This window comes from Bradyrhizobium sp. USDA 4341 (genome assembly GCF_054063755.1).
Genome location: NZ_JBSSGO010000002.1, coordinates 7,951,756 through 7,964,787, shown reverse-complemented (window position 1 = coordinate 7,964,787; position 13,032 = coordinate 7,951,756). Strand labels below are relative to the sequence as shown.

The 13,032-nt window shown below is 59.8% G+C and carries 10 protein-coding genes and 1 pseudogene; 8 read left to right on the top strand and 3 right to left on the bottom strand.

Annotated features, from left to right (window positions below):
- Positions 1-409: 409 nt before the first annotated feature.
- Positions 410-1,048, bottom strand: coding sequence for a hypothetical protein (locus ACVIGB_RS43425; RefSeq protein ID WP_456724704.1), 639 nt, complete (start codon positions 1,046-1,048; stop codon positions 410-412).
- A 3-nt stretch (positions 1,049-1,051) separates the two neighbouring features.
- Complete coding sequence (locus ACVIGB_RS43420) at positions 1,052-1,636, bottom strand: LabA-like NYN domain-containing protein (protein ID WP_456724705.1); 585 nt, start codon at positions 1,634-1,636, stop codon at positions 1,052-1,054.
- Positions 1,637-1,880: 244 nt separating this feature from the next.
- On the opposite strand from ACVIGB_RS43420, the gene ACVIGB_RS43415 reads away from it, so the two are divergent.
- From ACVIGB_RS43415 to ACVIGB_RS43405, 3 genes and pseudogenes are all read left to right on the top strand, one after another.
- A complete protein-coding gene (locus ACVIGB_RS43415) occupies positions 1,881-2,075 on the top strand; it encodes a hypothetical protein (RefSeq protein WP_456724706.1) in 195 nt (64 codons plus the stop codon).
- 46 nt (positions 2,076-2,121) lie between these two features.
- Positions 2,122-2,418, top strand: a pseudogene (locus ACVIGB_RS43410) (branched-chain amino acid ABC transporter substrate-binding protein); the annotation flags it as partial.
- Positions 2,419-2,470: 52 nt separating this feature from the next.
- Positions 2,471-2,707: a hypothetical protein gene (locus ACVIGB_RS43405; protein ID WP_456724707.1), complete on the top strand. Its 237-nt coding sequence runs from the start codon at positions 2,471-2,473 to the stop codon at positions 2,705-2,707.
- A gap of 1,735 nt (positions 2,708-4,442) precedes the next feature.
- Here the strand turns inward: ACVIGB_RS43405 and ACVIGB_RS43400 are convergent.
- On the bottom strand, positions 4,443-5,195 hold the full coding sequence (locus ACVIGB_RS43400; protein WP_456724709.1) for a hypothetical protein: 753 nt from the start codon (positions 5,193-5,195) through the stop codon (positions 4,443-4,445).
- Between the two features lie 1,134 nt (positions 5,196-6,329).
- Between ACVIGB_RS43400 and ACVIGB_RS43395 the strand changes: the two genes are divergently transcribed.
- The 5 genes from ACVIGB_RS43395 to ACVIGB_RS43375 are packed head-to-tail and all read left to right on the top strand — an operon-like array spanning position 6,330 to position 12,845.
- Complete coding sequence (locus tag ACVIGB_RS43395; protein ID WP_456724710.1) at positions 6,330-7,841, top strand: FAD-dependent oxidoreductase; 1,512 nt, start codon at positions 6,330-6,332, stop codon at positions 7,839-7,841.
- A gap of 21 nt (positions 7,842-7,862) precedes the next feature.
- Positions 7,863-9,170, top strand: a complete 1,308-nt coding sequence (locus ACVIGB_RS43390; protein WP_456724711.1) for an aminotransferase class III-fold pyridoxal phosphate-dependent enzyme — start codon at positions 7,863-7,865, stop codon at positions 9,168-9,170.
- Positions 9,171-9,201: 31 nt separating this feature from the next.
- Positions 9,202-10,143: a sulfotransferase family protein gene (locus tag ACVIGB_RS43385; protein WP_456724712.1), complete on the top strand. Its 942-nt coding sequence runs from the start codon at positions 9,202-9,204 to the stop codon at positions 10,141-10,143.
- Entirely contained in the window at positions 10,140-11,387 is a 1,248-nt protein-coding gene (locus ACVIGB_RS43380) for an MFS transporter (RefSeq protein WP_456724713.1), read from the top strand. The genes ACVIGB_RS43385 and ACVIGB_RS43380 overlap by 4 nt, the downstream gene beginning before the upstream one ends.
- A gap of 18 nt (positions 11,388-11,405) precedes the next feature.
- Entirely contained in the window at positions 11,406-12,845 is a 1,440-nt protein-coding gene (locus ACVIGB_RS43375; protein WP_456724714.1) for a condensation domain-containing protein, read from the top strand.
- The last annotated feature ends 187 nt before the right edge of the window (positions 12,846-13,032 follow it).

Here is a 13,032-nt window from a genome sequence, read left to right as displayed (position 1 = left end):
TCGCCCTGCGTGTGTCATCTCGGGCTCAGATTGGATCGTGTCGTACAAAGGTCCTCGCGTTGGGCGGCTCTCGATTGTGCTAATTGTTGCCAACGCAGGCGTTGGCGCCCTGCGGTTTTTGATCGCAACTGTTCTGATGGCCGGTCATACAGTTCGTACGTTCAAGGTGCTTCTTGCACCACTCAGCGCAAGATATTTTCCCTTCGGGGCACATAACCTTGGCTTTTTTGGCTGCATCCGATGATTGTATTGACGTTGCGAGAATGGCCAAACCTAAACTTGCAATTAAGGGGATTAGCCTCATTCGGTTTCCCTCCAATTTTGCCTGTCCGCATGATGAGGAAGAACTACTTAGCTTGCTGGCTGCCGCCAGGCACCAAGTCCGGTAGTCCAGTCAACGCTACATTCGTTAATCCGCGCCGTGAGAGAAAACGCGAGTGCCAGGAGGCCATGTCCGTTGGTTTCCGATCGGACTAGCTCCAATTTCCCAGCCCGCGCCTCCCCATAGGACATCAACCACACCAACGTCGCCCGCAGCGTCACGAACAAAGAATATATTGGGAATAGAATTGGTCTGCAGTGCCCCGCCTTCTCCATTAGCCTGCAGCCTTAAGAGGCACCACACATTCGCGAGCGTGGTCACATCGCGAGCGCCTAATTCTCTGCTGATGTCGACCGCACTGGACGCGCTTCTCAAGGTGTACGGTTGCAGAGATGGCTCGCCCTCGGCTTCGACCTTGATTGCGTACCGGCGCACAAAAGTCGCGCCAAGCCACGAGATCCTGACTTGGGCCGTCGGCGCGATGTTTTCCTTATAGTGTTCCTGCGCGACGAATGCTTCGGTTTTCAACAGGTCGCCAGCCTTCCGTTTCAGCGAGCATTCGATCCTGACATCTGCGACAACCGGCGACGATCGACCGTCATCGGCCCTGCTCCCCTCCGCCGTCGCACTGACCACCCAGATTAGCAAAAAGCGGACGAGATACGAGTAGAGCCCTAAGCGGCGCATTGTTGGCGCCGCCATCAACCTGCACGAAATCACCGCCATATCTTATTCCGCGATGGCCGAATCGCGGTACCTCACAGCACTTGGCGTGGAGCCTAACCGCTGGGACGGATCGCGCTCCACCTTCGACTTCAACTGCGCTAGGTCAATAAATTCGTCGGCCTGCCGCCGGAGTTCGTCGGCGGCTAGGGCCGGCTGGATAGCAATGGTGGAAACCACGGTCACGCGGACGCCACGACGCTGCACAGCCTCGACCAAGCAACGGAAGTCGCCGTCGCCGGAGACCAGGATGATCTGGTCGACGTGCTCAGCAAGCTGCATGGCATCGACCGCGAGCTCGACGTCAATATTGCCCTTCACCTTGCGGCGGCCGCAGGTCTCGAAGATTTCTTTGGTCGGCTTGGTGACGACCACGTAGCCGTTATAGTCGAGCCAATCGAGGAGCGGCCGGACCGCCGAATATTCCTGATCCTCGACAATCGGCGTGTAATAGAACGCCCGCAACAGCGTACCACGCCGCTGAAACTCCCCGAGCAGGCGGTTGTAGTCGATGTCGAAGCCGAGCGCCTTCGCGGTTGCGTGGAGGTTGGGGCCATCGATAAAGAGCGCGATCTTGCCGAAGGGTGACATGCCTCAATTCGTGTTCTTCATCTGTCGTCTCCAATGCTTCGCGGCAGCGTCATTGCTGCCGGCCGCGATTCGCGGCATCTATATCTTGGTTCGTAGACTGCGCGCTCTAACAAACATGGTACGTAACGGACGATCAATCTCTTTCTCGACTAAGTGTCTCGTCTCGGCTTGCGGGCAACGCCGAGGCGCAGTTCACCCACGGACGGCCACCGAGCTCATCGCGGATGACACGCGACTCGGTGCCGTGACGACGTCAAGTTCTTCCCAGAGGTTCGCCTTCGTCATCGGCAGCGCCGAAGAGGAGGTCAAGCGCAAGCAGGCCGAACTCGACAGCTATGTCAGCATCGACGCCTTCCTCGTGCAATCCAATCTCGGCGAGCCTCAGGATGATAGCAGGCCATACCCGCCGGAGACCTTGTTGAAGTACATCGAGACTTAATGACGACCGCAGCCACATCGAATGGCTGCGCAAGCGGCAGCCGGGTCGGAAGCCCACGCCGGCGGCGTCTGCCATCGTCAGTAAGTTCAGAGCCAGGAACATCGATCCTGAAGGGTACACCCTCTACACCTACGCTGCGGTGCAGGTCTGGACGCAGGCCGCAATCAAAGCCGGCAACACGGATCCGAGGAAGGTGATGGACGTGATCAAGGCGGGCTCCTGGGACACGGTTATTGGCAAGCTGGAATGCGACGCCAAGGGTGACATCAAGCAGCTCGACTATGTCGTTTACAGGCGGGACGACAAGGGCGGCTATAGCGAGACCAACCCGAGCCCATTTTGACGCGTCTTAGGCCGACACATCAAAGCTGGTGTGTCTCCCGGAGCGGCGATCAATGCCGATCGATCGATTACTCCAGGGCAGTAAACTACGGCCGGAAGAAATTGAACGTCTGAGCTTGGCCTATGCACGAACACTGCCTTCGCTTTGCTTGGTTGATCGAGACGACCCTATCGCCGAAATCGTCGCAAAGAAGGTTATCGAGATTGGCGCAAGCGGGGTTAGCGATGCAGCAGAGATATCAAAGCTCGCGGTGGAGCAGCTTGGTATCCGTAGATCGCCATCCGCCTAAAGTGAGCACCGCATGCATACGCTGATCGTTGATCTTTACCCGATCGATGCACGGCCGCTCTCGGGGTTCAGCGCCTCCACCGGGTTAGAGGCAATGGAGCTTGTTAGACCTGCCTAACGCAGATCTATGAGGGATCGACAGGATCAATTGGCGGATCGAGAGCCTGCAGACCCACATCCGTGCGATACGTATCACTCATGTTCATCGACCCACGAAGCGCTTCGACCGGAAATTACGCGGCCCCGCCCCATGAAGAACAAGGGCGGGGCCGCTCCCCTCCCCCCGGGGACGCCGCGCTGCGGATCACAATGGCTATTGTCTAACGTCCGTCGACTGCGAATTGACCATTCGGTATACGGCCGATCGCGTCAGCCGGATTGCTACTTTCGGCCCTTTGCATTTTGGGTGACATTGCGCAAGACGAGTTCAGAAAGCTGCACGACTATCTGCCTGAGACGTACTATCTCCTGTCTGCAGCGCACCAACTCACGCTCTTCATCTGGCGTTGCCGACAATTCATAGCGGCTCCCAACCGCATGATTCATTTGACCCTCTATCCGACCAATAACCGCGAACGACAGCTCAAACACACTCTATTGTCTGTGATTGTACCGGTACATCGGTCTTTTTACGTCACTGAACACCGTACGCAGCGATCCAACTGTCTCGCTAGCTCTGGCAATGTGCTATCTGCGCCACAGATCAGGCCGTTTCGTACATAAACTCGGTGGCACGACGGGGCAGGACGTCGAGCTTTGTCCTCTTGGGGCCGGCTCGAATAATCACTTCGGATTTCTATTGCCAGTCTGATTTGCACGTCACGTTGACAACGGGAGCACCGACCCCGGACCTGTCCCAGACTGACGAGGCCATCGCCGTTCCGGCTGAGAAGGTCCGCCGGTCATGTTTCAGGCGCTTCAGATCCGGGCGCCCATTCAATGGCGTCCTTTCCATCCGCATTCATGATCGACAGAAAATTACATGCGCCTTTTTCGTAGGCCGATGATCCGCCCCGGTTCCGGAATTGCTTTTCTTGGCTGCCGCCAAGGCGCAATGCGGAAGGCGTCAGTGTCGAGCCGACGTTGTGGCTGCGCGCTCGTGAGCCTTGACGCTCGGTTGGAGGGTACCGCAGCCCGGCGTCCACGCGATCGCGCACGATGCTGCCACGTTCTCCAGAAGTATGCGGTTCATCGTCGAGCTTTAGGGGACAACCAGACGGTCCCTGAACGTTTGTGGCTATCCCGCATCACCCATACATCAAATAGGAGAATGGAAGAGACGTTGAACATCAAGGGAAACCGTGCAGAATGGTCGAGGCCACAGCTGGTGCGGATAGGTGTCGATATCGGCGTACCCCGGCGATAGAACGGGGTTTGCTTGCCGCACCAAATGCTCATTGCGCGTCTGCGGAGCGTCGCGGGCTTGTCCGAACAAGACCAAGCTAAGCTCGAAAACATGCCTCACACCATCAAACGATTTGCTCCTGGCGAGTGCCTGGCACGCCAGGGGGATCGGCCTCTAAGCTGTGCAGTTGCAATGGGCGGCTTTCTGTCTCACCAAAGAGTGGCATCGGATCGAAATCAGATAACGTCCTTCTATGTACCCGGGGACATCTCCGACCTGCACACCCTTCACTTTCCGGAAATAGATCGCGATCTCTGCAGTATTGACAGGAGCATCATTGCCCTTGTGCCCCACTCCTACCTCAGGGATATCCTCGCAAAGTCCGCTGCGCTCACCGATGCGCGTTGGCGGGAGACGTTGATTCACACCGCGACTCTATCGCGAATGGATCGAAAATCTTGGCTCCCGGAAAGCGCTGCCCCGACTTGCTCATCTTCTTTGCGAGATCGCCGCGCGGCTTGAGCTCGTCGGGCTTCTGGACAATGGTCGCTTCCATGTTCCATTTGCACAGCAAGACATCGCCGATGCGTGCGGCCTTTCGACGGTACACGTGAATCGGACAATCCAGGAGCTTCGGCGCAGGAAGCTCATTGAATGGAACGGACATGCTGTTGATCTTCTTCAGCGAGATCGGCTCGAATTGCTTGCAGAATTCCGTCCCTCCCATCTTATGCGCTGAATTGCTTCGGCCGTTGCTGCCTGCGCAGCTTTGTCTAGACATCTCAGGCGGTGCTCGCCATTCGACCGGCAAGACCAAGCGCCAGTTGCAATTGGCTTTGAAGCGAATGCACTGCTCGTGGACAAAATCCAGGACAATTCGCCCACCCGGCCGGCGCCCCGCCGCGATCCCGCCGAGCGAACAGGTGTCGCCGATCGGATTTCGCGGAACGCCAGCAAGCTTCAGGAAATCTGCATCGTCAATCGCCGAGGAGCTCGCGGGCCACAGAGCGATTTCCCTGTTGCCAGCACAGATCTGGGCCTTGGCTGTGATGCGCGTAATTGAGCTGCGCCCCGCGACGCCGACCGTGTCATTCGGCTGGCTAACAAGACGCTCAATGGTGCGCTGAAGATTGTCGGCCGCCAATCAGAGAACACGTCAGATTCTGTAAAGGCCAACAGGCATGAGATCAAATGGAAAACATGACGCGCAACGCGCCTCGATGGCGGCGTGGTGCACGACTATCAAAAAAGCGAATGCAACGCGTACGTCCGCTCTACTCGGACCACTTAGCTGCTTGTGAAAGCCCATCAGCTTGAATTGCATGCGGGTCAGCTCAAAGAGCTTGAATCGCACGCGGCGTCACGTTGTACCATCTCAGAGCAGCTAACGAGGATGCCCGACGGGACTTACTGTTGCTGCCGTGATGAGATGATGACGCCGATGCGGTCGGGGTGTGTATAGCAAAGAGCAGTGCCACTGTTCCAATCATCATTGTCCATGAGTTTACGCAAAGGAGGAAAAATCGACGCCAGGTCTGTCCACATTGATCCTTTCGCAGTTTGAATTTGCGGTGAAATCCTTGCCGCAAATAACCGTCGGCAGCCCTCCCTCTGTCGACGGAAGCTGGCGCGATGCTTAGCAGCCTCGCTCCCCCAGACTGACTCACGCCCGGCCATCGATCAGGCCGGGCCTTTTTTGTCGTCCATGAAGGGCGTAGCTTGAGTCGTTCTAGCCAGCGTCTGGTGATTGCGGAGAGTTGTGAAGAAATTGCATTGCTGATGGGTCCATCATCACACGGACCGGCTGAGTCTCTCGCGCTCAAACCGCGTACAATTCGCACAATGATATATGAGAGCAGTGACCGATCGACGCATTCCAGCGTGTGCGGCCTTAAAAGCTCCCCACATGGCGTCTCGAAGCTGAACTTGCGAGCGCCTTCTCGATCACGAAAATATATGTTTGGTTCCCACAACAGGAGCACGGGTGGGTCAATTTGCTTTGAGAGCTCTTAGATCCATCAAAAATTGCATTCCGGAAAAGTCGCTTGCTCATGCATTTGCCGCCTCGAAGGGCTTGAATCGCACGCGGCGTCATATTGTACGATCTTGCGGCGATGGTCCTTGGCAAACGAGCGAAGCCAAACCGCATAATCCGGGGCGATCGCATGGATCGGCCGCGCGTTCAGCACTCGCGATGAGACTTGTTTGATGGCACCTTCTTTCTAATGAATACGGCGCGATTGTGCATCGGCGATATTTCTTGCCAGAAGATGGGATAATGACGGCCGATATTGTTGATGTATGCGTAATCGGGAGTGGCGCCAGCGGCTCGACGGTCGCTCACGAGATCGCGCAACGCGGATTGCGCGTACTCCTTCTCGAGGAAGGTCGAGCACTTCCTCCCGGCGCTTCGCTGGCGAGCGTCCAAAATGGCATGGATAGCGCCCTGGTGCAGTCTGCGGCAGGAACGTTGACGCCGTTCGGGCGTCCGTGGACCGTCTGCGCGCTCGGCGGAGGAATGACTCTATATGCCGGAATAGCCTTCCGCTGTCGCGCCATCGATTTTGACGCACGTGCCCATGTGGCCAGGGACGCGCTCGACCCGAGCTGGCCGATCGACTACACCGAACTACGCCCATTCTATGATGAGCTGGAACGGCGCGTCGGAGTGGCCCGCCTGGCTGGAGCGGACCCGCTCGAGCCGCCGAGCGATCCCCCCGTTCTGCCACCGCACAAATACAGTGTGCAGGGCCAGTTGATCGCCGATGCCGGGGCACGCCTGGGCCGGCTGCCGTTCCCCACTCCATTGGCAATCAACTCGATCCCATATCGCGGCCGGCCAGCCTGTCGCTGCGAGGGACCATGCAACGAACATCTGTGCCCGAGTGGCGCAAGGGCCGACGCACGCTCGCCGTTCAGGGGTATCGCCCTGCCGCCAGACGCGCTGACGATTGCGCTCGGCAGCAAGGCCGCCCGCATCGATCTCGGCAACGTCAGTCGAGCCGATTCGGTGGAATGGGTGGACACGCTCAACCGACAACGCGCTCGGGTCCGCGCCCGCTGCGTGGTACTCGCGGGCAACGCGGTGCAGTCTGCCGCCCTGCTCCTACGCTCGGCGCAGCCGGCAGCGCCCAACGGAATCGGCAACGCATCTGGCATGGTAGGCCGTGGTATCTCGTTTAAGATCAGCGGCTACGTGTCCGGTAGGACCACGTTGAATCCGCCGATCACGGCCCAGCCCGGCTGCCCCTTCTCCACTGTCGCGGTGTCCGATCACTACCTGGACGACGAGGCGCCTTCGGGGCTCGGCGGAATGATCTACGAAGCAAGTCCGCCTGAACGCACGGATTCCGGAGAGATAAGGCTACGGCTGCATTTTTTGGCGGCCGATCAGCCCATGCGCAACAATGCGGTCCGGCTGGCCACCAGCCGGGACGGTCTGGGTTTGCCCAAGATCATTCTCGATTACCGGACCCATCCCCTCGACAAGCGCCGACTAGGCTACTTGTCCCGACATGCGTCGAACTTGCTGGCCGAAGCTGGGGTAAAACAGATCGATTATCAAGATTCCAACTATCAGTTCGGCAACGGCCACCTGCATGGCGGCTGTCGGGCGGGAATCGATCCGACACAATCGGTGGTTGACCGCTGGGGCCGCGTGCATGACATCGACAATCTCTATGTCGCGGATGGCGGCTTCTTCCCCTATGCCGGAGGCGTCAACCCGACCTTCACCATTCAGGCGAACGCGCTGCGGATCGCTCGAAGAATAGTCACGCAGCTGACGTAACGAGCGCAACGGAGACGGGTTTTGTCGATCAGCACGCCTACTGCCGCCGTGACCGCGACTGACGGGCAAGGATCGGCACTGCGACGCGCCCTGCGCGTCACCGCTTCGCAGAAGTGGGATCTCAACAGGCGTTTTCCGGTCGTGATGACGCGCGCGTCAGGCGCGCATGCATGGGACATCAATGGAAAGCAATACGTCGATTTCACTTCCTGTAGCGGTGCCGCGCCGCTCGGGGCCGGATACGAGCCGGTCGTGGCGCACGCAGCCGCTGAGATGCGCCGCACCGGCGGGATTCTGCCCGGACCGCTGTCCGTGCACCGGGTTGAATTGGCCGAACGGCTGGCGGAGATCTTCCCCGTCGCGGAACGCTCAATGTTTTTCCGCACCGGATCATGCGCTACCACCGCAGCCGTGCGCCTTGCCCGCGCGTTCACGGGCATCAACCATGTACTGACCAGCGGATATCACGGCTGGCATGACTGGCAGTTGCAGGACCGCCCCGAGATGGGGCTGCCCAATCGGGACCGCGACAGCGTGGACTTCCGCTACAACCTCGACTTGCTCGATGAGCTGGCAAGTGTCCAGCGCGTCGCCGCGGTGATCATCACCCCGGAGGTCAACTTCTTCCCGCCAGAATACCATCAGGAACTGCAGAGGCTGGTGCATCGGCACGGCGCCCTGCTTGTCCTTGACGAGGTGATGACCGGATTCCGCTACGCCCTTGGCGGGTACCACATGGCGGTCGGCCTCACGCCCGATTTGATTACACTGAGCAAAGGACTGGCGAACGGAATGGCGCTGTCGGCAGTCGCGGGCCGGGCGGACGTACTGGCAGCGGCCGAAAAGACATACATGGGAAACACCTACCAGCGCGAAGTAACCCCTTTCGCCGCTGCATTGAGCACCCTGCACGCCCTGCGCGACGGGACCGCGCTGGCCCGGATGCGCGAGGTCGGCGAGCAATTGATCAAGGGGCTCAACGGCGTCTTCACAAGACAGCAAGTCACGGCATGGGCGTTTGCCTGGCCCACCATGTTCGACGTCGTATTTGCTGACGCCGAGCTTGGCCATGCCTTCTTCCAGGAAATGTGGGGTCGGGGCTTCCTGATGCAGTATGGCGGGCGTTTCATGCCATCGGCGGCAGTGTCCGACACCGATGTGCAGGCCGCCGTCGAAGCAGCTGGAGAGGCCCTTCCGGCAGCGCTGTCCCGCATGGAAAACCCGGCTCGCGACCCGGATCCAGTCGCAGCTGCAGTACGGTTCGCCAGAGATCATTTCGTTGCCACCCCGGGAGCGGTTCGGCGCTGGTTCAATGCGCCCGTCCACTGACAAGCACACATGTCGAACAGAGAACTAGGCCATGTCGCAGCCGGATCCATTTTCCACATCGCCGGTGCTGCTCGGCGGTGACAACCGGTCGGGCACCACCCTGCTGAGTATCGTGCTCGACTCGCATCTGGATCTGGTAGCCGGGCCAGAGATCGACTTCCTCGAACCGCCCAACCTCGGGCCGCACATTCTGGGTGCCATCGATCTGCTTGCGGCCGCCGATTCGTGGGTCATGGGCGCAAGCAAGAACACAATCGATCCGTTCTGGTATGACGGGATGCATTTTATGGTGCAGTGCCGCCGCTTCGGTCTCGACTTCGATGACGTGCGCGAACTTGTCGGCAAGGTCATGGTCGTCACGGGCAATGACATTGTCTCGTTCGCCGACCGATGCCATCTCATCAACGAGATCGGTGAGTTGCGCCGGGCGCGCAGCGGAGCGCAACGCTGGGGATTGAAACTGCAGCGGAAGATCACCCGGATCGACGATTTCGCCCGCCTGTGGCCGCGTGCACATTTCGTGCATATCGTGCGGGACGGCCGCGACGTTGCCGCCTCTCATCTGAGGACAGTTCCTGACTGGGGGTACCGAACAATTGCCGAGGCCGCGCAGGGTTGGTTTGAAGTGGTGTCCCGGCCGCACAGAATCGCGCCGCATGGCCGTTACCTCGAGGTGCGTTACGAGGACCTTGTAAGCAGTCCCCGCACTACTCTGGCGGCGATTTTGGATCACCTCGGCTTGCCTTGGGACGAGGCCGTGCTACGTCACGCTGAATACGAACACGCGTTGTTCGAACAACCGCACGACCATCCGGCAGCCGAGGCTGCGGGAAAGCCGCTGCATCAGGGGCGGATCGGTCGCCACGTCCAGGATTTGACGCCAGCTCAGATTTCGGAGTTCGAGGAGATCGCCGGAGGTGAACTGGCCCGACTAGGCTATCTGTCCGCCTCAACGCCGTCTGGCGACGCGTGAGCCGCCGGCGCCGATCTGGTGCGCCTCACCGGCTGCCAAGCAGCTACCTTGCGCTGCTCGTCGGCCAGACCATTTCCTTGCTGGGCTCCAACGTAACCATGCTGGCGCTGCCGCTGACTGCAATTACCCTGCTGGATGCCGGACCGGCGCAGGCGGGGCTCTTGCTGGCCTGCGGTCGGGCACCGTGCCTTTTCGTGAGCCTGTTCGCCGGGGTCATCGTCGACCGTCTCCCGCACCGACAAATCCTTCTGACGGCCAATGTGGTGATGGCGGTAACGCTCGCCACCATTCCGTTGTGCGCCAGCCTTGGACATCTGGGAATGGTTCAGCTGTACGTGACAACCGTGCTGGTTGGGGTAGCTGCGGTGATCGCCGACGTGGCTTATCTGGCGTGCATACCCACAGTCCTGGATCGATCTCAGCTGGTTCGGGCGCTGAGCTCATTGGAGTTCAGCCAAGCGACCGCGATGGCCGCAGGTCCGTTCCTGGCCGGCTGGCTCATCAACGCGTTCTCCGCTCCAACCGCAATCCTGGCCGACTCCGTCTCATTTCTGCTTGCCGCCGCGTTGCTCTCGCTGGTGCCGATGCGTGCCGCCTCATGCTCAGCGGCCCCCTCGAGCACTGTGCTCGTCCAAATGGCAGAAGGGTTGGCGAGTGTGTTCGGCAATCCAGTTTTAAGGGCCGTTACCCTGGCCACCGGCACATTCATCTTTTGGCACAACGCGTATTCTGCGGCTTTTCTCCTGCATCTGAACAGGAATCTCGAGTTCGACAGCCAAATCGTCGGCATGGTGCTCGGTATCGGCGCTCTCGGCGGTGTGGTGGGCGCGGCGGGCTCACCGTGGGCGGGCCGGACAATTGGGCTTGGTCCCGTATTAATGACCGGTTTGGCGGTGAGCGCGGCAGGCATGAGCCTTGCAGGCCTGCTCACCGGGCCCTGGTGGGCAGCAGTGGCATGCGTGGCGCTCTCCCAATTCATTCTGTGGATCGGCCAGGGACTCTACCACGTGCAGCAAGTTCCAATTCGATATGCGTTGGTCCCGCAGCACCTGCAAGGCCGGGTCAATGCGAGCATCCGCAGCGTCGTGTGGGGACTGGGTTCGTTGGGCGCACTCGTCGGCGGTGCGGCCGCTGCTGCAACGAGCCTGCGCACCATGTTGCTGGCGAGCAGTGTGCTTGCCACCGCCTCGATAGTCTGGATCTGGCGCTCGCCGCTGCGCCGCATGCGTAGCTTGCATCTGTAACCATCGTGACGGCCCTTCATGGACATCAAGCAATTTTGCGATACTGATCGGCAGCCGGGTCGGCTGATGGTGTGGCGGGTCAGCGTTCCCGACCCAAGCTGGCGGCCCGACCCGCGCCGTCCGTCCCATGTTCAGGAGGACCATCTTCGCTTTGCGCACGATGGCCGGCCCGGCTGGCTCGGCACCGCCTTCGACTTGCCGGGCGAGTTCAACAGCGCTGCGCTGACCAAATCGATCCTTGGCTGGGTCGACCGGCACGAGGCGCTACGCAGCCGGCTGGTCAAGGATGGATCGGCAATTCGTCGTGCCACGATTGATCCAGGCGCGGCAGCGCTTGAAAAAACCGTGGTTGGTGACCGCGCCGATCCCGATGAAATAGCTCAATTACTGGAAGAGCTGTTTGACGCAGAGACCAAGCCGCTGTCCTGGCCGGCATATGTCTTCGTGACGATCACCCGGCCGACATCGACAAGCCTCCTCCTGGCCTGCGACCACTCCGTGAGCGATGCCTACTCCATCGCTTTGGTGCCATACGAAATCCACGAGTTGTACACAGCCGCAATCCTGGGAGTGGCGCCCGAGCTGGCACCGGTGAGCAGCTATCTGGACCACGCTGAATCCGAACGAGAGCGACTGAGCGATTTGACCGATGATCATCCTGCTATCGCGCACTGGCGCGCGCTGATCGCCGCAAACGGCGGTCAATTGCCGGATTTTCCGCTACCACTCGGTGCGCCGGAGGGGACCCTACAACGCACAGGACGAATGTGGCTGCTCGATGCGGCACAAGCATCTGAGTTCGATCGCGGCTGCAGGTCCCAGGGCGGAAACGCGACGACGGGATTATTCGCCTGTTTGGCGCTCGCCGGAAAGACACTGGCAAACCAACAAGAATTCCTCGCCGTTGCCCCGTTTCACACGCGGTACGATCTGCGCTCGATGCGCTCGGTCGGATGGTATGTCGGGATGAGCCCGGTGAGTTTCCGCCTGGCCGGAACGTTGCCGGAACTCCTGCGCGCCGCGCGGCTCGAGCTCAAGCGAGCCAAGAAAACCGCTCAGGTGCCATTTCCAAAAGCGATGGAGTTGCTCGGCACCGCGCTGCGCGACCGTTTCATGGTCTCTTATATGGACAATCGCACTGTGCCCGGGTCAGACCTGTGGCCGCAGTGGCGGACACGATTTCTGATCAGTCGTAGTTCTGATGCTTGCGAGACATACCTGTGGATCAGTCGCTGGCAGGACGGAATTTCCGTGCACTTCCGTCACCCCGGCGGCGCCCTCGCGCGAACCGCGATGGATAACTATCTCGCTGAAGTGGCGGCGCACGCTCATTTCATCAGTCGCGCTCGTCCGCTGCACATTCCTTTTTGGACTGGGCTGGCGATGGCACAGTCCTTGCCAAGCCCTGGCCGTGAGATTAATTCGTCCCGGAACGACCGAGGAGACCCTGCGGGATGATCCGTTGCTGCAGTTATGCTCGCATGGATAAAAGGAGCTTCAAATGAAGCCTGCTACTACCAAGTTGTCCGCAGATGCTGACCACTCGAACAAGGAAGATGCCAGGGGATGGCGTGAGCATCAACTCACGGCATGAAACACAATGGCGGCGCCAAGTGCGTGACGAAATCCGGCCAACTCAAGGAGC

Excerpts from the sequence above, each read along its gene's own strand:
- ACVIGB_RS43425 (WP_456724704.1), bottom strand. The coding sequence starts at position 1,048 with ATGGCGGTGATTTCGTGCAGGTTGATGGCGGCGCCAACAATGCGCCGC.
- ACVIGB_RS43420 (WP_456724705.1), bottom strand. The coding sequence starts at position 1,636 with ATGTCACCCTTCGGCAAGATCGCGCTCTTTATCGATGGCCCCAACCTC.
- ACVIGB_RS43405 (WP_456724707.1), top strand. The coding sequence starts at position 2,471 with ATGCCGATCGATCGATTACTCCAGGGCAGTAAACTACGGCCGGAAGAA.
- ACVIGB_RS43395 (WP_456724710.1), top strand. The coding sequence starts at position 6,330 with ATGACGGCCGATATTGTTGATGTATGCGTAATCGGGAGTGGCGCCAGC.
- ACVIGB_RS43385 (WP_456724712.1), top strand. The coding sequence starts at position 9,202 with ATGTCGCAGCCGGATCCATTTTCCACATCGCCGGTGCTGCTCGGCGGT.
- ACVIGB_RS43375 (WP_456724714.1), top strand. The coding sequence starts at position 11,406 with ATGGACATCAAGCAATTTTGCGATACTGATCGGCAGCCGGGTCGGCTG.